Raw genomic sequence first — 22768 nt, forward strand, 5'->3', positions numbered from 1 at the left:
AAATACAAAAACAATACTAACATAAAATTTACCTAATGAAATTTAACATAGCCCTTTTAGCCGGAGACGGAATTGGACCAGAAGTAATCAATGAAGCTGTAAAAGTTTCTGATGCTATTGCAAAAAAATTTAACCACGAAATCAATTGGACTCCCGCTCTTACAGGAGCTTGTGCAATTGATGCTGTTGGCGTTCCTTATCCTGATGAAACGCATGAAATTTGTATGGCTGCTGATGCAGTTCTATTCGGAGCTATTGGACACCCAAAATACGATAACGACCCAAGTGCACCTGTAAGACCAGAACAAGGTTTATTGTTGATGCGTAAAAAATTAGGCTTATTTGCTAATGTGCGTCCTACATTTACATTCCCATCTTTGATTGACAACTCTCCTTTAAAAAGAGAACGTATTGAAGGAACTGACTTAATTTTCCTTAGAGAACTAACCGGAGGAATTTATTTTGGTGAGAAAGGAAGAAAAGACGGTGGCGAAACCGCTTTTGACACTTGTACGTACACAAGAGTCGAAGTACAACGTTTAGCTAAAAAAGGCTTTGAACTGGCTATGACCCGTTCAAAGAAATTATGTTGTGTTGATAAAGCAAACGTATTGGAAACTTCCCGTTTATGGAGAGAAACAGTACAAGCTATGGAAAAAGAGTATCCTGAAGTAACGGTGAGTTATGAATTCGTAGATGCCGTAGCAATGCGTTTGGTTCAATGGCCAAATTCGTACGACGTCTTGATTACTGAAAACTTATTTGGAGACATATTAACGGATGAAGCTTCTGTAATTTCTGGTTCTATGGGATTAATGCCATCTGCATCAGTAGGAGAGCACACTTCATTATACGAACCTATTCATGGTTCTTATCCACAAGCGACAGGATTAAATATTGCTAATCCATTAGCTACAGTATTATCTGCAGCAATGATGTTTGAAGATGCTTTTGGATTAAAAGAAGAAGCAGAAGCGATTAGAGCAGTTGTAAACAAATCATTGGAACAAGGAATTGTAACAGAGGATTTAGCCGGAAAAGATGCAAAAGCGTATAAAACTAGTGAAGTTGGTGACTGGTTAGTTGCAAATTTGTAAAACAATTATATAATTCTGTAGAAATGCAACGTATTGCATTTCTACAGAATATCTACCAAACAAAAAAGGTGTCAATAAATTGACACCTTTTTTTATATTGTAGAAAAAAATATTAATATCCTCCTCTGTTTCCACCACCACGGTTATCTCCACCACGGCTGTTTCCACCACCATAACCACCGCGTGAATCTCCACCACGACTGTTATTGTTAAAACTTCTTCTTTCACCTTCTGGTTTTGGCTCAGATTTGTTTACTACAATTGCACGTCCTTGAACAGTAGCTCCGTTCAATTCATCAATTGCTTTTTGAGCTTCGTCATCATTTGTCATTTCAACAAAACCGAAACCTTTACTTCTTCCAGTAAATTTATCAGTAATGATTTTAACTGAATCAACTGCTCCATAAGCCTCGAAAGACTCTCTTAAATCTGCTTCCTCAATACTGAATGGAAGACTTCCAACAAAAATATTCATATGTACTTATTTAAATAATAGAACAAATGTACTGTTATTTTTTTCTAATCTACTATAGATTAGCTTATTTATATTTTTTATTTTAAATTTAAGAAGAAAAAGGACACCACAAAGCACCTAATTGAAGCCTTTTAAGAACACAACTTGCCCTAGTTTATTGAACAAGTGAACTCACAGGAACTTTGTAAAAAACGCCTTGTTGAAAATTTACCACAGGACCGGCCAATGGATTATTGTAGGTGTTTTCTGCGTTAAACTTAAACGTACCCGTAATCGTATGGTTTATAGCATCATAATCTGATATCACAATTTCACCGTCTCCAATACCAAAACCTGTGGAAAAAGTAATTAAAGCACCTGTGGCATCGGTTAGGACATAAGTTGCTTTTTTGGACTCACTGGTTCCTAAAAAATAGGTCTGAGCATTTGTAGAAGTTACTTCCAAAGATAAAGTTTCATTCCTAGTATAGGCTTCAATTAGTAAAGATCCATCTGAAGCTAATGTAACTTTAGATTGAACAGCTCTCCAAAACACATTGTCTTTCACACCCTGCAAAGAAGGATTATTAAAGCTAACATCTTCCTGACAAGAAATTAAAGAAAAAATTACGGCAATAAACAGAAAATATTTTTTCATAAAGACCTCTTTTTGAACAAACAAAAGTATACTATTATAGCTAAAAAAAATAAAACAGAAGCGAAAAAAAATACAACTAATCAGCCCTAACACCTTACTATTCATTAAAACAGTATTCGAATTAGCAAATCTAAATAAAAAATGTATCTTTGCACCCTTAATTAATCGAGGTCGAGTACCTCAAAATTTAATCACAAGATTATGTCAGTAAAAATTAGATTACAAAGACACGGTAAAAAAGGAAAACCTTTTTACTGGGTTGTAGCAGCAGATGCTCGCTCAAAAAGAGACGGTAAATACTTAGAGAAAATCGGTACTTACAATCCAAACACAAACCCAGCAACTATCGACTTGAACCTTGATAGCGCAGTAAAATGGTTGCACAATGGTGCTCAACCAACTGATACTGCAAAAGCAATTCTTTCTTACAAAGGAGCTTTATTGAAACATCACCTTGATGGTGGTATCCGTAAAGGAGCTTTAACTCAAGAGCAAGCTGATGCAAAATTAGCGACTTGGTTAGAAGCAAAATCTGGAAAAGTTGATGCTAAAAAAGAAGGTTTAACAAAAGCGCAAGCTGATGCTAAAGCTAAAGCTTTCAAAGCAGAACAAGATGTTAATGCTAAACGTTTAGCTGCAGCTGCTCAAGCAGAAGCTGACGCTATCGCTGCAGCAACTCCAGCTGTGGAAGAAGAAGTTGCTGAAGTTGAAGCTGAAGAAGCTCCAGCTGCAGAAGAAAATAACGAAACAACTGAAGCATAATTTTAGAAGGCGAACATGCGTAAAGAAGATTGTTTCTATTTAGGTAAAATCGCTAAAAAATTTAGTTTCAAAGGGGAAGTTCTTGCCTATTTAGACACGGACGAACCTGAGTTATACGAAAACTTGGAATCAGTGTTTGTTGAATGCAACAAACACTTGGTTCCTTTTTTTATTGAAAGCAGTTCACTGCATAAAAACGACTTTCTTCGCATTCGTTTTGAAGATATGAACACCGAAGAAGATGCCGATGCCATTATAGGCAACGCCATTTATCTACCCTTAAATATGTTGCCAAAACTTACCGGCAATAAATTCTACTTCCATGAAGTAATTGGCTTCGAAGTTGAAGACAAACGCTTAGGCGTTGTTGGAAAAATTCAATCCATTAATGACACCACTGCCCAACCCCTTTTTGAAGTTTTAAATGGTGATGTAGAAATCCTCATTCCTATGATTGACCATTTTCTTGTAAAAATTGACAGAGGAAATAAAAAAGTCATCATGGATTTACCTGACGGACTTATTGAAATGTACTTGTAGAAAGGTTAATTGGTTAATTTGTTTAACTGAAATCCGCAATCAAAATCGTCAATCTACATTCTTAAATCATTATGTTTTCATTCAAGCAATTCACAATCCAACAAGATCGTTGTGCCATGAAAATTGGGACCGACGGTGTTTTACTAGGCGCTTGGACACCAATTGAAAACAATCCATTTAGCATTTTAGACATTGGAGCCGGAACAGGTGTTATCGCTTTAATGCTTGCGCAAAGAAGCAATGCAGAACAAATTGACGCTTTGGAAATCGACGAAGAAGCCTACGAACAATCCGTAGATAATTTTGAAAACTCACCCTGGAGGGATCGTTTATTTTGCTTTCATGCCGGTTTGGATGAATTTGTGGAAGAACCTGAAGATGAGTACGATTTAATTGTTTCCAATCCTCCTTTTTACACTGAAGATTACAAATCCGAAAACGAACAACGCGACTTAGCCCGTTTTGTTGATGCGATGCCTTTTGAAGATTTAATCGAAGCCGCTGCTTTATTACTTTCCGAAAACGGTATTTTCTCCGTCATAATTCCTTTTAAAGAAGAAGAACTTTTTTTGGCTCTTGCCAAAGAATACGAATTATATCCTTTAAAAATTACTCGGGTAAAAGGAACTCCAATTACCGAAATCAAACGCAGTTTATTGGCTTTAAGTCGAAATGAAAACGCCACCATTATTATAGATGAATTGATTATCGAAACTTCAAGACATCAATACACCCCAGAATACATTGAATTGACAAAAGATTTTTACTTGAAAATGTAATTTGGAATTTTATCCAAATACGTCAACTCCCTTATTTAAAATAAATTTCAAACGAATTAGCTATTTTATTGCAAATTAGTAGTCCATAATTTTTTCATTAAAATCACGCTTTAAGAAACACCTAATTTGATTGTAAAGTTTCGTTATTTTGAATAAAAATAAAAAAATATAACATTTATTAATGCTTTTGTTATATTTTCTTTATGTAAATTTGTCGTACATAAAAATTACCTAACCATGAAACCAGACTTATTTCAAGCTCCCGATTATTATAACCTAGACGATTTACTAACAGACGAACACAAATTAGTTCGTGATTCTGCCCGTGCATGGGTAAAACGTGAAGTCTCTCCTATTATAGAAGAATATGCTCAAAAAGCTGAATTTCCAAAACAAATCATAAAAGGTTTGGGTGAAATTGGCGGTTTTGGCCCGTACATACCTGAAGAATATGGCGGCGCAGGTCTAGACCAAATATCTTACGGTTTAATTATGCAAGAAATTGAACGCGGAGATTCCGGTGTTCGTTCCACCTCATCCGTACAATCTTCCTTAGTGATGTATCCAATTTGGAAATACGGAAACGAAGAACAACGCATGAAATACTTACCAAAACTGGCCACTGGCGAGTTCATGGGCTGCTTTGGACTAACGGAACCCAATTACGGTTCTGATCCGGGAAGCATGATTACAAACTTTAAAGATATGGGCGATCATTATTTATTGAACGGTGCCAAAATGTGGATTTCGAATGCACCATTTGCTGATATTGCTATTGTTTGGGCAAAAAATGAAGAAGGGAGAATTCACGGTTTAATTGTTGAAAGAGGAATGGAAGGTTTTACCACTCCCGAAACGCATAATAAATGGTCCCTTCGTGCCTCTTCTACAGGAGAGCTAATTTTTGACAATGTGAAAGTGCCTAAAGAAAATTTATTGCCAAATAAATCTGGATTAGGAGCTCCGCTTGGTTGTCTTGATTCAGCACGTTACGGAATTGCTTGGGGAGCTATCGGTGCCGCAATGGACTGTTACGATACGGCGCTACGTTATGCTAAAGAAAGAATCCAGTTTGACAAACCCATTGCAGGAACACAATTGCAACAAAAGAAATTGGCTGAAATGATTACTGAAATCACCAAAGCACAACTATTGACCTGGAGATTAGGTGTTTTAAGAAATGAAGGAAAAGCAACAACTGCTCAAATTTCAATGGCCAAAAGAAATAATGTAGACATGGCGATTCATATTGCTCGTGAAGCCAGACAAATGTTAGGAGGAATGGGAATCACAGGCGAATATTCCATTATGCGCCACATGATGAATCTGGAATCCGTAATTACATACGAAGGAACCCATGACATTCACTTGTTGATCACAGGTATGGATATTACTGGGATTTCAGCTTTCAAATAGAAATAAGTCCCTATTAAAGTATTTATAAAATTGATAGAAAAGCTTCTTGGAAACAAGAAGCTTTTTTTATATTTACATAAAAAATACCACCAATGAATATTGAGACTATCAACAATAGCATTCAGCCCCAAAAAGACCTATTGTTACAACATTCCTTATACAAGAAAGTAAAAACAATTGAAGACTTACAGTGTTTTCTAGAGAGCCATGTGTATGCAGTTTGGGATTTTATGTCCTTATTAAAAGCATTACAATCCAAGTTAACTTGTACAACAACTCCATGGTTCGCAACGGAAAACCCCGAAACCAGATATTTGATAAACGAAATAGTCCTTGCTGAAGAATCAGATTTGACTATTGACGGGCGTCGCCAAAGCCATTATGAGATGTACATTGAAGCTATGAAAGATTGTGGCGCGAACACAACAGGAATTGAACAATTTTTATCGGAAGTCAATTCGCTTAAAAACATATTTGTAGCTATTAAAAAAAGCAACTTACATCCTAATATCAAAGCATTTTTAGATTTTACTTTCAGAGTGATCGAAGAAGGAAAATCCCATGAGATAGCTGCCGCTTTTACTTTTGGAAGAGAAGAACTGATTCCGAGTATGTTCACCGAAATTTTAAAAAACTTCCAAGCTAATTTTCCAAAAAAAGATTTAAGCAAGCTAATTTATTATTTCGAAAGACATATAGAACTGGATGCTGATGATCATGGCCCCATGGCTATGAAAATGATAACGGAACTTTGCGGAACTGACGCTCAAAAATGGTCTGATGTAGAAGAAATTTCTACTTTAGCTTTAGAAAAACGCATCGGGCTTTGGGATGCGATCGAAGAAACCATTATGATGAATGTGGAATTAGCTTAAAGGCAAAACCAACACCTTGAAATAAACGTAACTATTATTTAGAAATGAACAAATTTCAAAATAATGAAAAACCAAATCAAAATAATAGTTGCGTTCTTTTTACTCCTTTTTATCGTGAGTTGCAGTGAAAGTCCCATCCCTAAAATGGCTTCAGCACCGATAGTTGCCAATCCGACAACTAATCCTGTCGTGGTTACAGTCCCACAAACACAAAATCAAACCTTTAGCTATTTAGCCCTTGGCGACAGCTACACCATTGGACAAAGCGTATGTGAAACGTGTAGATTTCCGGAACAACTGAGGAAAAGCCTGAGCAATTTAAACGCGAACAACACCTACCCATTAAAGCTTATTGCACAAACGGGATGGACCACCACCAACCTAATTTCGGCGATTGATTTCCAAAATCCCGCATCAGATTATGATTTGGTCACGTTATTAATTGGCGTAAACAACCAATATCAAAACAGATCCTTTTCTTTATATGAAAAAGAGTTTCCTGAACTAGTGACTAAAGCTATTGCTCTTGCAAAAGGGGATAAGGCTAATGTAATTGTAATTTCCATTCCAGATTATGCCTATACTCCTTACGGTCAAGGATCAGGAACTCAATCGAAGATTTCTATGGAAATTGATGGGTATAATGCTTTCGCAAAAAAATATTGCATTGATCACACTATTGAATTTATAAATATCACTGATATTACCAGAAAAGGTTTAACAAACAGTAATCTTGTGGCTCATGACGGATTACATCCTTCAGAATTCGCATACTCTTTATTTGTGGAACGGATTTTACCAAAAGCGGCTATAGCGATACAAAAATAAAAACAATTCCGTAAAGGAAGTATCAATGGAAAAAACAGCTTTCTTCGCTATTTTTTTTATCTTTATTTTTAAAATAAATAAATGTCTTCCCAAGAACGATTAACAAGAGCTTACAAAGAAGCCAAAAGAATTCCTTTTGACGATCAATCAAAATTTATCCTTTTTAGTGACTGTCACAGAAGTGACAATAGTTTTGCTGATGATTTTGCAAGCAATCGAAACGTCTATTTTCATGCAATGACCCAATATTACAACGATGGTTTTGCGTATTGTGAGTTGGGTGACGGGGATGAATTATGGGAGAATATTTTCTTTAAAACCATTTTCGAAGCACACAAAAATGTGTATCTTTTACTAAAGAAATTTCACGATTCCAATAGATACCATAAAATTTGGGGTAATCACGAAATGACTTTTCGTGATAAAGATCATGTAGAAAAAACGCTAACTACGTATACAAACACACAAAACGACCGAATTGAACCGTTGTTTACTGGTATACAATGTCATGAGGCCATCGTTTTAGTTCATCAGGAAACCAACCAAGAACTATTTTTAACCCATGGTCATCAAGCCGATTTCATGAATTATGTTGGTTGGAAAATCAACAGATTTATGGTCCGCATCTTATGGAAACCGCTACAAATTTGGGGAATATCGGATCCTACAAGCCCCGCTAAAAATTATGTGGAACGGATAAAAATCGAACGACGAATCAAAAAATGGATCGAGAACAACAATCGCAAAATTACCATTGTAGGCCACACACATCGTCCTAGTTTTTCTTACCCAAGTCAGCATGCGACACCTTACTTCAATGACGGAAGCTGCGTGCATCCTAGAAGTATCACCGGAATTGAAATTGTAAATGGAACGATAACACTTATAAAATGGTTTATCGACACAAAGGAGAATGGTATTCTTCAAGTTGTAAGAGAAGTACTTGAAGGCCCGACAAATCTAAAAGATTATAAATAAAAAAAGCGTTTGCCTCGGCAAACGCTTTTTCTTTAATTTTCCGGAGCCAACTCCAGTTCTAATCCTTCGAGGCTTTCGGTGATTGGAATTTGACAGCCTAAACGACTGTTTGATTTCACATAGAATGCTTCAGATAGCATCGCTTCTTCATCGTCGCCCATTTCGGGTAATGCAACATCATTCAGGACATAACATTGACAAGAAGCACACATGGCCATTCCGCCACAAGTTCCTTCTACAGGAAGTTCATACGCTTTACATAATTCCATGATGTTCATGGCCATATCTGTAGGAGCCTGTAATTCATGCACTACTCCTTCTCTGTCTTTAATTTTTATTAATACATCCATTTTTTACTATTTGGAATTGGTTGGTTAATCAATTGTATCTTTTTGGAATGTCTTAAAGGCATCCCGATTGTTTGCGTGAGGGATAGCAGCTGGCTACCGAAGTAGCGCGGATAGCCCGACCATTTTGAGAAAAAAGGCAAATACTCGTTATCTAGAGTAGCCTTTTTTCTCAAAATGGTCACGCCCTAAGCATTTATAGGATATTTACAACAGTCTCTATTTGGGGAGCAAACTTTTTAATGGTGGTTTCCACACCGGCTCTCAATGTCATTTGGTTTACACTGCAACTGGTGCATGCTCCCTCGAGACGCACTTTTACGTGTTTGTCGTCCTCGATAGAAATAAGGGTAATATCACCGCCATCTGAGTTCAAAAAAGGTCTGATTTCTTCGAGTGCTTTTTGAACTTCTATTGTTAATTCTTCTGTTGTCATAATTATATTATTGGATTTTCCTCAACCCAACGCTCTCCAAAGGAGAGGGAGAAGAAGGAAGTTCTATTTTTTTACTGCTGAACAGCCTGCCATAGTTGTAATTTTAACAGCTTCAGTAGCAGGTAAATTTTCGTTTCTGCTTACTACTTCCTGCACCACTTTTCTCGTGATTTCTTCGAAAACAGTTTCGATAATTGAACCTGTTTGCATCGCTGCAGGACGACCGTAATCTCCCGCTTCACGGATTGACTGTACAATGGGCACTTCTCCAAGGAATGGAACTTCTAAATCTTCTGCAAGATTTCGGGCTCCTTCTTTTCCAAAGATATAATATTTATTTTCCGGTAATTCTTCGGGTGTGAAGTAGGCCATGTTTTCAATAATTCCCAATACAGGAACATTTATTGCTTCAGACATGAACATAGAAACTCCTTTTTTAGCATCGGCCAAAGCTACCGCTTGTGGCGTGCTTACAATTACAACACCCGTAATTGGCAATGATTGCACGATTGAAAGGTGAATATCACCCGTTCCTGGTGGCAAATCGACTAACATGAAATCCAATTCTCCCCAGTCCGCATCAAATATCATTTGGTTTAACGCTTTGGAAGCCATAGGTCCTCTCCAAATTACCGCTTGACTTGGCGCTGTAAAAAATCCTATCGAAAGAATTTTTACTTCATAGCTTTCAACTGGTTTCATTTTTGATTTCCCATCCACCATTACAGAGACTGGCTTTTCATTTTCTACGTCAAACATGATTGGCATAGACGGTCCGTAAATATCAGCGTCAAGAATTCCTACTGAGAAACCCATTTTAGCCAATGATACCGCTAGATTTGCAGTAACGGTAGATTTCCCTACACCTCCTTTACCAGAGGCAACACCGATAATATTTTTTATTCCCGGAATTTGTTTTCCTTTAATTTCTGGTTTGTCCGGAACTTCAACTTTACTATTGATTTTTATTTTAGCATCCGGAGACACTAATTCAAGAATTGTTTTTTTGATATCGTCTTCGGCACGCTTTTTAATATGCATTGCCGGTGTGTGTAATACTAAATCCACCACCACCTCATCGCCAAAAGTAATTACATTTGCTATTGCGCCACTTTCAACCATGTTCTTTCCTTCTCCAGCTATAGTAATCGTTTCTAAAGCTTTAAGGATGTCTTTCCTGTCTAATTTCATTTTTAGTTTATTGTTTACTATTGGCATTTTAGCGCCAGAATATTATCTTTATTTAAACTGATTTCAGATTACAAAGATACTATGAAAAGTTCTTATTATAAAGGTTTTGTATTGCATTTATTGATGTGGAAATTGACGGTAGTTATTAGCCAATTTCAGGGTCATAATTCCCAGCACCAATCCCTCCAAAGGGAGCGATTTGCTTTCTAATTTAATTAAAAAACAACATCCGTAAACCCAATAAACCAAAATTTATAATCTAAATTTATAAGAAAAAATCATGGGATTAAGTTTTCATTATAAGGGAGCATTTAGAAATCCTACCCTTTTAAAAAAAATGATTGAAGAGGTGACTGACATTTCACAGGCAAACCAATGGGAATTTCATGTTTTTGAAGAAGCCTTTCCAAGCCATTCTTTTACTATTGATTCTTATGATGATTCCATTTACGGCATCTGTTTTAGTCCAACCAATTGCGAAGTTGTTTGCTTGACTTTTCTATCCAACGGAAAAATGTGTGCTTTTTATAATTTTGAATCTTCAAAGGTTTTCATAAATGAGTTGGACGATAATTATTTGTCGGTAAAAACCCAATTTTCCGGACCTGAAATCCACAAACAACTGATCACTATTTTTGATTATTTGAACAAAAAATATTTTGAAAATTTTGATCTTACCGATGAGGGAAATTATTGGGAAACAAAAAACGATCAATTACTCGAAGATACATTTGAGAAATACACCAATTTAATTAATGGATTTGATAGTTTATTGGACAGCATACCAATTGGAGAGCGCGAAACCATCGAAGCGTATTTAATCCGAATAGCCGAAATAAACAATAAAAAGAACGATAATAACAACAACGAAAGTGACCTTCCAAAATTGTAAAAATCACTCTTGCCTAACCTCTGGTTGCCAAAAATGTTTTTCGAAATCTACAATTTGGTTATCCAGAACTTCTATTCCTTCGTTTTCCAATAATTGTTGCATGAGATTCGTTCCATCAAAATGAAGTTTTCCCGTAAGCAATCCCTTTCTATTCACCACACGATGTGCCGGAACATCTTCCATATTATGAGAAGCATTCATCGCCCAGCCTACCATTCGCGAGGAGCGCGCAGTTCCCAAAGCTTTTGCAATTGCGCCATAAGAAGTGACTTTCCCATAAGGAATTTGTCTGGCAATGGCGTACACTCGTTCAAAAAAATTGTCATTTGACATGATTATGGATCTAATAAAATGGCATTTCTATTTCGTCTTTAGACTTTAAAGACTACTTCAAATAATAGCGTATAATATTGATTAAACTAATTACAGCGATTAATCCGGTTATGGTTCCTATAATGGTATTCATATTTTTAATGATATAATCCGTCTTGTTTTGTATTTTTTGAAAAAAAGTGATATAACAATAAAAAACTAAAGAAGAACCCAATACCACACCGGTAACAAAAATAAAAATATAAGGCATATTATAAGAAAACAGGTTGTAAGAGGCCAAAGTGACACTTACAAAAACATAATACGGAACAGGGAAAAAATTAAGCGCAGAGAGTAACATTCCCAGAAAAAATCTTTTTGTACTGCTGTACTTTTTTATTTTCCCCTTTTTAATCTTCGGTTTTTTGGCAATCCAAAGAAAATAGATTGTCAATAACGTAAAAACACCGAATCCTGCTTCCCGCAATAAAATTAAAACATGAGGACGATCAGCAATATAGTTAGAAAACAAGACAGCAAGATAGGCCTGGAAAAATATTATAACTACAGCACCGGAAACGAACCACAATGCGCTTCTTTTTCCTTCTTTAAGATTTACTTTGGCGGCTGACATATTGAGTAAACCTGGTGGCGTAATCCCAATAAAAGCAGTAACAAAACCCAAAAACAAAGATATAATTAAATTCATAGGCAAATTTTTCGCATTCAAAAAAGAGAAACTATTTGAGTTGTAAACGCAATGTTAGTCTTTAATTCTAAATCTAATATACGTAATTGCCTTGTTAATTTCCAAATATTGTTTTTCGTAAAAGGTCTGAAAAGCAGTAACTTCCTCCGGACTTCCCTCGTTTACGTACACATTGTGATTTGCATACAAAACTTCATGCCCTTCTCCATGCAGCAATCCTAAGGTATACCCGTGCATAAACTCACTGTCGGTTTTTAAGTTTACGACACCGTCTTTTTTGAGGATTTTTTTATACAACTGCAAAAACTCCGAATTCGTCATTCTGTGTTTCGTGCGTTTGTATTTTATTTGCGGATCCGGAAAAGTAATCCAAATTTCATCCACTTCGTTTTCGGCAAAAATATGATTGATTAATTCGATTTGTGTTCTAATGAAAGCCACATTATGAAGTCCTGTATCCACCGCAGTTTTGGCACCACGCCAGAAACGCGCTCCTTTGATGTCGATTCCTATAAAATTTTTATTTGGGTACCTTTCAGCAAGACCTACTGAATATTCTCCTTTGCCACAGCCTAATTCCAGCACCAACGGATTTTCATTTTTGAAAAATTCCGAGTTCCATTTCCCCTTGAGCGGAAATAAATCGCCTACTACATCTTCCCTTGTTGGTTGAAAAACGTTGTTGAATGTCTCGTTTTCCTTGAACCTCTTTAATTTATTTTTGCTTCCCACTTTTTCAGAATATTTCGGCAAAATTAAGGAAATATATAAGACCGAATGATTTGCTGGCAAAAAAATCATATCAAGAACATTCATAATCATTGAATTACCATTCCATTCCATGGAACAAAACCAAGTAACACCCTGATTTACAAATCAATAAACTTCTTACCCCAAGCCTAATTCCCCTTAGATTTTCACAAAAAAAGCTGTTTTTTTTGTACCTTTGTGTAAAATAATCATGCCATGAGAAACTTTGTTTTATCAATCGCAATTATTTTATTTGGCTTTTCACTTGCCTCCGTTTACCGTAATAGAAATGAAAATCGTACGGTTACAGCAACTTCTCTTGTCCAACTTCTTCCAGAATCTTCAGCCGGAAAATCCAAAATTCATATTGACAGCGTAACGGTTTCCAGTTTTTTTAAGAAATATTCTAATTTAAAAAAATACAAATCAGACGTTAAAGCTTTATACAAAAAACGAAATTATAATTCCATTTGGTTTGATGACAAAGGCCTCATTGAGTTTGCCCATTTGTTATATTCTAAAGTAAACCAACTGGAGGAAGAAGGTTTAAAGTCCAAAGTAGCCTATAAAGATAAAATCGACGGTATTTTCAATGAGAATGCTGCCGATGATTTATCATCAACCGATACCGAAATAATGCTGTCTTCCATGTATGTTTTTTATGCTAAAAAAGTATTTCAGGGAATTGACACTGAAAAAATCAAGGAAATGGGATGGTTTTTACCCCGGAAAAATCTCTCTTATGAGAATCTTTTGGACTCTTTATTAGTCGACCCTAAATTATTAATCAAAAATGAAAACCAGCTGTTTGGACAATATTACAAACTGCGTGAGGTTTTAAAAAAATACCACCAGATAGAAAAAAACGGCGAATGGAACAGGATAACAATGGATTCTTTGGAAGCAGCATACAAACCAAACGACAGCTCAAAAACCATTGGTAAAATTAGACAGCGACTTGTTGTTACCGGAGACTTAAAACAGGATTCAAAAAGCAATCGGTACGATGCCGAATTAATGGCTAGTGTATTGAATTACAAAAAAAGACATGGCTATAAAACGGATTATCTCCTTACATCCAAGCATATTAACCGTATGAACATTCCCATTGAAAATTATATCAAAAGCATTATAGTCAACATGGAACGCTGCCGATGGATTGCTCCAGAATTGACAAAAGCCGATGAATACATCATTATAAATATCCCCTCCTACAAACTCATTTTTAAAAAAAATGGTAAAAATGAATTGGAGTCGAAAGTGCTTGTAGGTAAAAACATGACTGAAACCGTAGTTTTCAGCAGCAACATAACTAAAATAATATTCAGCCCTTATTGGAACATTCCCAAAAGCATCATCAAAAATGAATTAATGGATGCTATCGCACGAGACGAAAATTATCTGGAAAAACATAATATTGAATGGGACAAAGGGAATGCCAGACAACGACCCGGACCAAAAAACTCCTTGGGACTGGTTAAGTTTGTCTTTCCTAATACTAATGACATCTATTTACACGATACGCCTTCTCAAGATTTATTTCAATACGAATACCGAGCGTATAGCCACGGTTGCATCAATATAAACAAAGCCAAAGAATTGGCGCTGCTAATTTTAAAAGATGATCCGGACTGGCCAATAGAACGCATCAACGAGGCCATGAAAGGTGAAGTGGAGACCCCATGCATCCTGAAAAAGAAAATTCCGGTTCACATTGGTTATTTCACGACTTGGGTAAACGATAACGGGGAAATTAGTTTTTACAATGACATTTACATCAGGGACGATCGCTTAGCTGAACTAATAATTGCTGATGATTCCAAATAACTTACATCTTTTATAAGGGATTATTTTTCATGGTTTTTATTCCATTTAATTTTTATTTTTCCATTTTCGTCAACAGCTAATAAATACAGTACGATTCCTTTATTTCGGCGGTCGGCTATTTCTATTTTATCCGTGATATTTTCATCTCTTTTTGGGTTTCTCAGCGGAATCGTCAATGCTAAATTTGTTCCTCTGTTAAAGGAATACACTCCGTTTATATCCAAATTCAAAACGCTGGAACTGACTTTTAAAGTATTGACATTCACCAAATCTCCATCTATCATAAAATCTCCGGATAAATCACTAAAAACGATATTGTTGACATCTCTGAAAGGGAAAGCAAGCTTCCCTACTTTTTTTATTGGTTCAAAATCGACTAAAGCCCCTTTATTTACATCAAATTTGGCCACGCCCGCAAGAGAATTTGTCTTTAATTGACCTCCAGAAAGCAGCATGCCTTTAACAGAAGCCGAAGCAGAAAGATATCCTTTAATATTTTTTGGTTTAAACGATTGAATCCCAAAATTATTCAACGAAGTCAAAAATTGTGTAATATTCACCCGGTCAATTTTTACGTTGGATTCTAAAAAGAAAAGATTGTTTTTTGGCATTAACGCTCCATCAAAAGCAATTGTTCCTCCCGAGCTTTGTACCCATCCATTCTTTACGATTAATTTATTATTGACCAATAAAACTGTAGCCTTAACCTTCGTTGCTTCCAATTTACTATAGACCATTTTATCGGCTTTTAAATTCAGGACCACTTGGCATTTATCAATAACCGAAGACAGTTTATTAGAAAAATCATCCGTTTTATTCTTCTTTTTAACCGCATTTTGATGGGAACGTGTAACAACTCCCAAAAACTGTTTAACATCCAGAAAAGGACAATAAACAGCCCAATTAACAACCATTTTTTCTGGATTGTCGTAATATAAAGTAAGGAAGTTGTCTACTTTTCCTTCCATAAAAACAGTGTTCTTGCGGTCTTTGAACTTGATTTTTTTGATCAACAACGCTTTCTCGGTAAAATCAAGCTGAACATCCGTTTTTTGAAAAGTTACATTCCGAGGCCCATAGTTTATGGTAGTATTTGTAACAGAAACATTTCCGGTAAACATTGGTTTTTGTATTTCTAAATTGACAATATCAAATTCATACTCCAAATTCACTTTGGCTTGACCGCCAGAAAAACGCATAAAATCTTTATTAACGATTCCATTCAATCGGGAAATATCAAAATCGGATTTAAAACTTCCGGCTGCAGTCGTTTTTTCAAAATTTGTAATAATTCCAATTGGAATTGAAAAAGGAATCGTTTTATAAGCACCTGAAAAGTTCCTTAGTGTAATCGTGGAATTGACATCATTGCAGCCGTTTCCTTTTTTATAATTGTTAGTAAAGCTAGCATCAAAACTACAATTAGAGATAAGCCCGTCCGGTATTTGGAGTTCATTATCGTTAGTTTTAGTTTTCACGACAATCTGAGGATCTCCGGTAGCATTCATATCGCCTATAATTGTGCATTTTACTTGTATCGGCTTTTTCAAATCAAATCGGCTGATTCTGGAACTGATATTCTCACTCATTAAATTTGAAGCATCTTGCCATAAGATGTCAGTTTTGATAGCAATATCGAAAGGTGATTTATTTTTATCCAAACTGAAATGAGCGTTGATAACAAAAGGGTCTTTTCCAATTTCGAGATCGTGAGTGGCAACACTAATTTGGTTTTTTTCGTTGAAAAAATCAACTACTAAAATGCCTTTCACCATTTTATCTTTAATAAAACTTCCTCTTTTTGTATTGAAGGCCATGCTTTTTGCAAGCGTTTTAAGATAAAGCTCCGTATACCAATTGTCGTTGTCGTGTTCAATTTTACTTTTTAAAAAAATAACATCAAAATCAAATCGCTTATTACTCACTTGATTTTCTGACACGAAACGGACTTGATGTAACACGATTTCATCAATAGTGGATGTAGTCGAACTTTTTGATTTGTCGTCTTTTGGTTTGGATCTGAAAACATCTGTATTTACAATTCCATTTTCCCCCTTAAACAAGTATAGGGTTGCTTCCTTAATCTCTATTTTATCTATATCAATCTCGTTTGCCAGCAAGCTCCAAAGACCCAAACGAATTTCAATTTGGGCAGCTTTGAGCAACGTATGTTTATGGATGGCCCACAAACTATCTTTTAATTCCACTTGGCTCAAGGCCAAAGTCACATTGGGGAAACCCGTTAATAACTTGTATTTAATATCGCCAATGTGGATTGTTCCCTTTATATTTTCGTTGATTTTGGCATTAATTTGAGCAACGATTTCCGTTTTATTAGTATCAAAATAAATCGCTAAAATTCCGGAACACAACAAAACAAAGGCAATACTACCGATAAAGAAAAAACCAACTCTTTTGATTGTTTTTCTAAAGTTTGTAGTTTTTAAATATGCTTTAGTGCTTTCCCAAAATTGATTCATCCGTATTTCGTTATCGATTAAAATAAAGATAACCTAAAATACTCTTTTATGGAACTATTTAACGCAAAAACCAGATTCAATACTCCTTTGAAAAGTTAAAACAGTATTGGTAAACTAAAAAAATAAAATTCCTATTCCTAAATCGTCCGTTCTTCTAAATGTTTTTGGGAAGCAAAAATAGTATCATATTCTTCTTCAGCTACATCTGAACACTCAATAGGAAATAGTGTTTCGTCATGCTGCGACAGGTCTAATCCCATAATTTCAGCTTCTTCAGAAACACGCATTGGAATAATCCTATTGGTGATTTTGAATAAAAGAAAAGCGCCAAAAAAAGTATAAATAGAAACAAGAACCAATGCCATCATGTGATGTCCAAAAACATTCCAGCCACCATGAAGCAAGCTGGCATCTTCACCGTGCGCAAAAATTGCCGTCAGAATCATTCCCATAATTCCACCCACACCGTGACAGGCAAAAACATCTAGCGTATCATCGATCCCTTTTAAAAATTTAGCATTAACAACCCAATTTGAAACTAGGGCGGCGATAAAACCAAAGAACATACTTTCAGGAACGGATACGAAACCAGCCGCCGGTGTAATAGAAACCAGCCCGACTACTGCTCCAATACAAGCTCCTAGTGCCGATACTTTTCTGCCGTTTATTCGATCGAAGAAAATCCAAGTCAGCATTGCTGCAGCCGATGCAGTTGTTGTCGTAGCAAAAGCCATTGCCGCAACTCCATTGGCTTCCAAAGAAGAACCCGCATTAAAGCCAATCCAACCAAACCAAAGCATTCCGGTTCCCAATAAAACAAAAGGAATATTGGTGGGAACGTGTCGGCTATTTTTTCTTTTTCCTAAAACGATAACGCCCGCCAAAGCGGCAAACCCGGCACTCATGTGTACTACAGTTCCTCCGGCAAAATCTTTAACCCCAAAATAAGAGCCCAAAATTCCCGTAGGGTACCAAACGGCATGGCACAAAGGCGCATATATGAACAATGTAAACAAACAGATAAAAAGCAAATAAGATATAAAACGAACGCGTTCCGCAAAAGATCCGGTGATAATCGCTGGCGCAATAACAGCAAATTTCATTTGAAACAAAGCAAACAACATAAATGGAACAGTGCTCGCTATTTTTTTATGTGGCAACACGCCTACATAGTCCATAAAGGTGAACGAAGTGGGATCCCCCACAAAACTATAAAAACCAGAACCAATATGAATTCCTAATGGTTCTCCAAAAGCTAAACTAAAACCAACTACAACCCATAATAAAGTGACTACACCCAAACAAACAAAACTTTGCAACATGGTTGAAATCACATTTTTCTTTCCTACCATACCGCCATAAAAGAAAGACAATCCTGGCGTCATTATTAACACTAGACAACAGGAAGTTAGCATCCACGCAACATCGGCAGGAATAATTTGATCGATAGTTCCAAATTGTGAAAGAACAGCATCAGTTGTTGTTACTGCTGGCCACAATACACCGGTGATGCAAACTAAACTTATAATTACAAAGGATATGATCCAGCGTTTCTCTATTTTCATTTTATTTACTTAACCCCATTTTATTAGGGGGCAAAGTTAAAAAAAATTTAATTTCGGACCATAAAACAATTTAAAATAGGCACCTGCCAAACAATTATCGCCGAATTAATAATTTTAAAGGCAATTTGTTAGATTTATGTAATTTAACGGCCGCAATATTGGCTGTTTATTGAAGAATAAATTATAATGAATTATTCAGAAAAATTAAAAATGGAATATAATTACTACTTATTTTACAGGTTCTTTATGACCGCCTCTTCTAAGGGCGCTTTTATTTTGACAACCTCAGGAACATTATCGTTAGGAACGGTCATTGACAAAACATAATTTTTTATTTTCCACTCCTTACCTATTTTTACAAGCACTACCGAGCCTCGGCAAATTTTCATTTGGGTATTCAACAACTCATCAAACCAAGCCGTTTTCCCTGTTTTATCAAAATAAATGTGCCGTTCCAATGCGGTAAAATTCCAAGCTTTACCTTTATCAAAAAAAGGTTTTGCCTAAACTTTGAAGGCAGTTTTATTCCAATTCTCGGTGGCATCCGTGCCTATGAAAATAGCATCTTCAGTCATTACATTAAAATACGCATTGTAGTTTGCTTCGGCGGCAGCTTTATGCCAAGCATCAGGTGTGGCTCAGATTCTTTCTTGCTCTTTATCAGTGTCTTAATCTGTTGACGTAAAGGCCAAAAGCAGTAAAATACTTAAAGAAAATGATACTATTTTTTTCATAATTTTTGGATTTTCAGAAAATTATTGGATAGAAAATTTCGAATTAAAAAATAAATTAAATATATAAAATATTGACAAACAAATACTTAACAACGTTTTTCCTTTGGTTTATACCTCAAAAAGTAACGATAGGATTTAAACCTTAAAAAACGCTGCTTTTCAAAATAGGTATTACACTACTCGATTTGACGTATTTTTGTAATGCCTTGAAATGAATTATTACGCATTAAAGTTCAACCTATGAAAAAGTTACTATTCCCAATTATAGCTATTGTTTTTACAATAGTTTTCACCACCGTTTCCTGTAAAAAGAAAAGCGAAAATAATCCTGCAGGAAATCAGGAAAACACAAGCAGTCCAGAAGACATTGCTTTTGACAGTACCCAAGTCGAAACATTTTTCGCGAAGTATCCAAAACTGGAAAAATACAAGCCCGAAGTGGAATCGTTATATCGCAAACACCAATTTCATTATGTATGGTTTGATAAAAACGGAATCAATGAATTTGGGAATTTGCTACACAACAAAATCAGTAATTTAGCACAAGAAGGCGTTCAGACCGTTATTCCTTACAAAGAAAAATTAGACGAAATTTACGATGATTCTGATGACAATCAAAAACCAAATATTGATATCGAACTGTTAAATTCTGCACTGTACTTTTTTTATGCTGACAAAGTATATCATGGTTTAGACGCGCAAAAAACAAAGGATATTGGATGGTATTTGCCTCGAAAAAAACAATCCTATGTCAGTTATTTAGATTCACTGTTAATAAATCCTTCTTTAATCAATAAAGATGAAAAAGGGGTATTAGGACAATATTACTTACTGAAAGACGTCTTGCAAAAATACCGCCAAATAGAGAAAAAAGGCGGCTGGAAAGCCATAACTGTTGACCCAAACATAAAGTCCTACAAACCTGGAGACAGCGCTGCAGCAATTGCTCAAATCAGACAACGGTTATTCGTCACTGGAGATATTACTTCCGATTCAAAGAGTACTATATATGATAGCGCATTGGCCACAGGAATTTTGAAATACAAAAAAAGAAGTGGTAATACGCTCAACAAAACTATTTTGCCGGAACACATCAAAGACATGAATGTGACTGTAGCCGAACGTATTAAAACCATCACGGTCAATATGGAACGATGTCGTTGGATTTCAAATGACATTACCAAAGCCAAAGAATTAATCGTAATCAACATTCCCGCTTACGAATTAACGTTTCTTAGAGATGGAAAATCAGTATTAAAGTCTAAAGTGGTCGTAGGAAAAGCCCTGAATAAAACGGTTATTTTCAGCGCTCCAATGAAATACATTGTATTCAGACCGTACTGGAATGTCCCAACGAGTATTTTAAAGAAAGAAATCCTTCCGGCAATCGAGAAGAATCCAAATTACTTGGAAGAACACGATATGGAGTGGAAAGACGATTACGTAAGACAAAAACCGGGGCCTGAAAATTCACTGGGACTAGTGAAATTTTTATTTCCCAATTCGAATGCTATTTATTTGCATGATACGCCATCAAAAAGTTTGTTCAGTCAAGAAGACCGCGCTTTCAGTCACGGATGTATTCGTGTGGCCAAGCCGAAAGAACTTGCCGCCATGATCATGAAAAACGACAAAAAATGGAATCTTGAAAAGATAGAAACTGCTATGAACAGCGGAGAAGAATATTGGTACACCCTCAAAAATAAAATTCCGGTTTACATTGGCTATTTTACCGCTTGGGTGGATACTGACGGAGTAGTTCATTTCTATGAAGATGTATATGACAGGGACGAAACATTAGCGCGATTGCTATACAACAGATAAATTTTATTGGTTTTCAAATAATCATAAATAATTTAGTTTCAAATTAGAGTAATGAGATTGCGCAAATGATTGGTATGATTTTGTCATTACGACGAAGGAGAAATCTCATTGACCTTTACAAAATAATGGTTCAAAAACTCAAAATTTTTTAAAAAAATTACAACTAACAAAAATGACACTTTCTTATTTAAAAGATAGTGTCATTTTTAGTTTTATGGATGTTTGCCCAAAGGCAACTATTTAATAGGTCTTCTGTTTTTCGAAAGTAGTTTCCAACACTTTTTTGATTTTATCCAGCGCTCCTTGAAATGCTTTTTCGATAGTATCGGCATGATTCGTCACCGCTACCGGCTGCATATTTACAGGACGTGCTTCAATCAGGCACCGTTTGTCATTACCACCACCTGATTTCTCACTGTTCTCGTCTCCAAGATGCACTTCTAAACGGGTTACTTTTTCTTCAAAACGTGCCAAAGCGTTTCCCAATTCATCTGAAATATACGATTTCAAACGGGCGTGTCCTTCTACATTATTGTCTGTGTTGATTTGTATTGTCATAGCATTATTTATTTATGATTGTTTCTCAAACTTACCGATTGTTATATGAAAAACCGAGTGAATTAGTAAAATATTGTGATAAAAAAATACTCATCTAGAATTAAAACAAGTAATCAAATCGTAATTGAGTTATGGATTGGTTGGGTAATTGATATTGCTTCCCAAGGATGAGTTTTGTCATTCCGACGAAGGAGGAATCTCATTATCCTTTACAAAATAATGGTTTAAAAACTCAAAATTTTGATTGAAAGAACGAATTAAATCTAATTTTTTATCTCTTCTCCAACCCTTAATTGATTAATGTCTCGCCAGCATGAGTTTTGTCATTCCGACGAAGGAGGAATCTCATTATCCTTTACAAAATAATGGTTCAAAAACTCAAAATTTTGATTGAAAGAACGAATTAAATCTAATTTTTTATCTCTTCTCCAACCCTTAATTTCTTTTTCTCTAGCAATAGCAAGCTGAACCCATGTAAATTTTTCATAATAAACCAAAAATTCCACATTATATTTTGAAGCAAAAGTTTTGTTTCCATTTATAATATTTTGTTGATGCTGTTGTAGTCTCACCTTAAGATTATTTGTCATTCCAGTATAAAAGGTAGTTCGATACTTATTACTAATAATATAAACATAATACGTGTGGTAACCTTCTGTAAATTCAATCATAAAATTCACTGTTGATGTGATTCCTCCTTCGTCGGAATGACAAAATTAAAATAAAGATATTTTTTTATAATTACAGTTGGCTTTT

The 22768-nt window shown here is 35.5% G+C and carries 23 protein-coding genes and 1 pseudogene; 11 read left to right on the forward strand and 13 right to left on the reverse strand.

Going from position 1 to position 22768, the window contains the following annotated elements; translation table 11 throughout:
- Positions 1-35: 35 nt before the first annotated feature.
- The gene (leuB, locus tag ACM55M_RS00815) at positions 36-1097 is read left to right on the forward strand and encodes a 3-isopropylmalate dehydrogenase (RefSeq protein WP_416855563.1); all 1062 of its coding nucleotides are present in this window, start codon (positions 36-38) and stop codon (positions 1095-1097) included.
- Positions 1098-1209: 112 nt separating this feature from the next.
- Here the strand turns inward: leuB and ACM55M_RS00820 are convergent, their stop codons facing one another.
- Positions 1210-1572, reverse strand: coding sequence for an RNA recognition motif domain-containing protein (locus tag ACM55M_RS00820; RefSeq protein WP_035668600.1), 363 nt, complete (start codon positions 1570-1572; stop codon positions 1210-1212).
- Between the two features lie 154 nt (positions 1573-1726).
- Positions 1727-2209 (reverse strand): DUF6252 domain-containing protein, encoded by a 483-nt coding sequence (locus ACM55M_RS00825; RefSeq protein WP_416855564.1) that lies wholly within the window; start codon positions 2207-2209, stop codon positions 1727-1729.
- A gap of 201 nt (positions 2210-2410) precedes the next feature.
- Here ACM55M_RS00825 and ACM55M_RS00830 point away from each other — a divergent pair, with 201 nt between their 5' ends.
- From ACM55M_RS00830 to ACM55M_RS00860, 7 genes are all read left to right on the forward strand, one after another.
- Entirely contained in the window at positions 2411-2971 is a 561-nt protein-coding gene (locus tag ACM55M_RS00830; RefSeq protein WP_416853174.1) for a 30S ribosomal protein S16, read from the forward strand.
- Between the two features lie 15 nt (positions 2972-2986).
- The gene (gene rimM, locus ACM55M_RS00835) at positions 2987-3511 is read left to right on the forward strand and encodes a ribosome maturation factor RimM (protein WP_416855566.1); all 525 of its coding nucleotides are present in this window, start codon (positions 2987-2989) and stop codon (positions 3509-3511) included.
- Between the two features lie 71 nt (positions 3512-3582).
- Positions 3583-4290, forward strand: a complete 708-nt coding sequence (locus ACM55M_RS00840; RefSeq protein ID WP_416855567.1) for a tRNA1(Val) (adenine(37)-N6)-methyltransferase — start codon at positions 3583-3585, stop codon at positions 4288-4290.
- A gap of 237 nt (positions 4291-4527) precedes the next feature.
- Complete coding sequence (locus ACM55M_RS00845; protein ID WP_416855568.1) at positions 4528-5706, forward strand: acyl-CoA dehydrogenase family protein; 1179 nt, start codon at positions 4528-4530, stop codon at positions 5704-5706.
- A 92-nt stretch (positions 5707-5798) separates the two neighbouring features.
- Positions 5799-6581 carry a DUF3050 domain-containing protein gene (locus ACM55M_RS00850; RefSeq protein ID WP_416855569.1) on the forward strand — a complete coding sequence of 261 codons (783 nt, stop codon included), beginning with the start codon at positions 5799-5801 and terminating at the stop codon, positions 6579-6581.
- A gap of 63 nt (positions 6582-6644) precedes the next feature.
- Positions 6645-7409 (forward strand): SGNH/GDSL hydrolase family protein, encoded by a 765-nt coding sequence (locus ACM55M_RS00855; RefSeq protein ID WP_416855571.1) that lies wholly within the window; start codon positions 6645-6647, stop codon positions 7407-7409.
- Between the two features lie 81 nt (positions 7410-7490).
- Positions 7491-8387, forward strand: a complete 897-nt coding sequence (locus tag ACM55M_RS00860) for a serine/threonine protein phosphatase (protein WP_416855572.1) — start codon at positions 7491-7493, stop codon at positions 8385-8387.
- A 32-nt stretch (positions 8388-8419) separates the two neighbouring features.
- Here ACM55M_RS00860 and ACM55M_RS00865 read toward each other — a convergent pair whose 3' ends face one another.
- The 3 genes from ACM55M_RS00865 to ACM55M_RS00875 form a co-directional block, all read right to left on the reverse strand.
- Complete coding sequence (locus ACM55M_RS00865) at positions 8420-8737, reverse strand: 2Fe-2S iron-sulfur cluster-binding family protein (protein ID WP_035668621.1); 318 nt, start codon at positions 8735-8737, stop codon at positions 8420-8422.
- A gap of 193 nt (positions 8738-8930) precedes the next feature.
- Positions 8931-9170 (reverse strand): NifU family protein, encoded by a 240-nt coding sequence (locus ACM55M_RS00870; protein ID WP_073205171.1) that lies wholly within the window; start codon positions 9168-9170, stop codon positions 8931-8933.
- A gap of 63 nt (positions 9171-9233) precedes the next feature.
- Entirely contained in the window at positions 9234-10361 is a 1128-nt protein-coding gene (locus ACM55M_RS00875) for an Mrp/NBP35 family ATP-binding protein (RefSeq protein ID WP_416848800.1), read from the reverse strand.
- Between the two features lie 280 nt (positions 10362-10641).
- Here ACM55M_RS00875 and ACM55M_RS00880 point away from each other — a divergent pair, with 280 nt between their 5' ends.
- Positions 10642-11253 (forward strand): hypothetical protein, encoded by a 612-nt coding sequence (locus ACM55M_RS00880; protein WP_416855574.1) that lies wholly within the window; start codon positions 10642-10644, stop codon positions 11251-11253.
- Positions 11254-11256: 3 nt separating this feature from the next.
- Here ACM55M_RS00880 and ACM55M_RS00885 read toward each other — a convergent pair whose 3' ends face one another.
- From ACM55M_RS00885 to trmB, 3 genes are read right to left on the reverse strand one after another with little or no spacing between them, the layout of a single operon-like run.
- On the reverse strand, positions 11257-11586 hold the full coding sequence (locus ACM55M_RS00885) for an MGMT family protein (protein ID WP_416855575.1): 330 nt from the start codon (positions 11584-11586) through the stop codon (positions 11257-11259).
- 52 nt (positions 11587-11638) lie between these two features.
- Positions 11639-12274, reverse strand: coding sequence for a LysE family transporter (locus tag ACM55M_RS00890; protein WP_416855576.1), 636 nt, complete (start codon positions 12272-12274; stop codon positions 11639-11641).
- 54 nt (positions 12275-12328) lie between these two features.
- Positions 12329-13006: a tRNA (guanosine(46)-N7)-methyltransferase TrmB gene (gene trmB / locus ACM55M_RS00895; RefSeq protein ID WP_416856267.1), complete on the reverse strand. Its 678-nt coding sequence runs from the start codon at positions 13004-13006 to the stop codon at positions 12329-12331.
- A 234-nt stretch (positions 13007-13240) separates the two neighbouring features.
- On the opposite strand from trmB, the gene ACM55M_RS00900 reads away from it, so the two are divergent.
- Entirely contained in the window at positions 13241-14851 is a 1611-nt protein-coding gene (locus ACM55M_RS00900; protein WP_416855577.1) for a L,D-transpeptidase family protein, read from the forward strand.
- A gap of 20 nt (positions 14852-14871) precedes the next feature.
- On the opposite strand, the gene ACM55M_RS00905 is transcribed toward ACM55M_RS00900, so the two are convergent.
- The 3 genes and pseudogenes from ACM55M_RS00905 to ACM55M_RS00915 all read right to left on the reverse strand — a co-directional run.
- Positions 14872-17331 (reverse strand): AsmA-like C-terminal region-containing protein, encoded by a 2460-nt coding sequence (locus ACM55M_RS00905; protein ID WP_416855578.1) that lies wholly within the window; start codon positions 17329-17331, stop codon positions 14872-14874.
- Positions 17332-17468: 137 nt separating this feature from the next.
- Positions 17469-18896, reverse strand: a complete 1428-nt coding sequence (locus tag ACM55M_RS00910; RefSeq protein WP_416855579.1) for an ammonium transporter — start codon at positions 18894-18896, stop codon at positions 17469-17471.
- Between the two features lie 233 nt (positions 18897-19129).
- A pseudogene (locus ACM55M_RS00915) lies at positions 19130-19525 on the reverse strand (nuclear transport factor 2 family protein); the annotation flags it as partial.
- Positions 19526-19870: 345 nt separating this feature from the next.
- On the opposite strand from ACM55M_RS00915, the gene ACM55M_RS00920 reads away from it, so the two are divergent.
- Positions 19871-21454 carry a L,D-transpeptidase family protein gene (locus tag ACM55M_RS00920; RefSeq protein ID WP_416855580.1) on the forward strand — a complete coding sequence of 528 codons (1584 nt, stop codon included), beginning with the start codon at positions 19871-19873 and terminating at the stop codon, positions 21452-21454.
- Positions 21455-21694: 240 nt separating this feature from the next.
- Here the strand turns inward: ACM55M_RS00920 and ACM55M_RS00925 are convergent, their stop codons facing one another.
- Together ACM55M_RS00925 and ACM55M_RS00930 are read right to left on the reverse strand one after the other, a co-directional pair.
- The gene (locus ACM55M_RS00925; RefSeq protein WP_416855581.1) at positions 21695-22012 is read right to left on the reverse strand and encodes an HPF/RaiA family ribosome-associated protein; all 318 of its coding nucleotides are present in this window, start codon (positions 22010-22012) and stop codon (positions 21695-21697) included.
- Between the two features lie 323 nt (positions 22013-22335).
- The gene (locus ACM55M_RS00930; protein WP_416855582.1) at positions 22336-22683 is read right to left on the reverse strand and encodes a GIY-YIG nuclease family protein; all 348 of its coding nucleotides are present in this window, start codon (positions 22681-22683) and stop codon (positions 22336-22338) included.
- Positions 22684-22768: the final 85 nt, after the last annotated feature.

The sequence above is a fragment of the Flavobacterium galactosi genome, from assembly GCF_048158585.1.
GTDB classification, from domain to species: domain Bacteria; phylum Bacteroidota; class Bacteroidia; order Flavobacteriales; family Flavobacteriaceae; genus Flavobacterium; species Flavobacterium galactosi.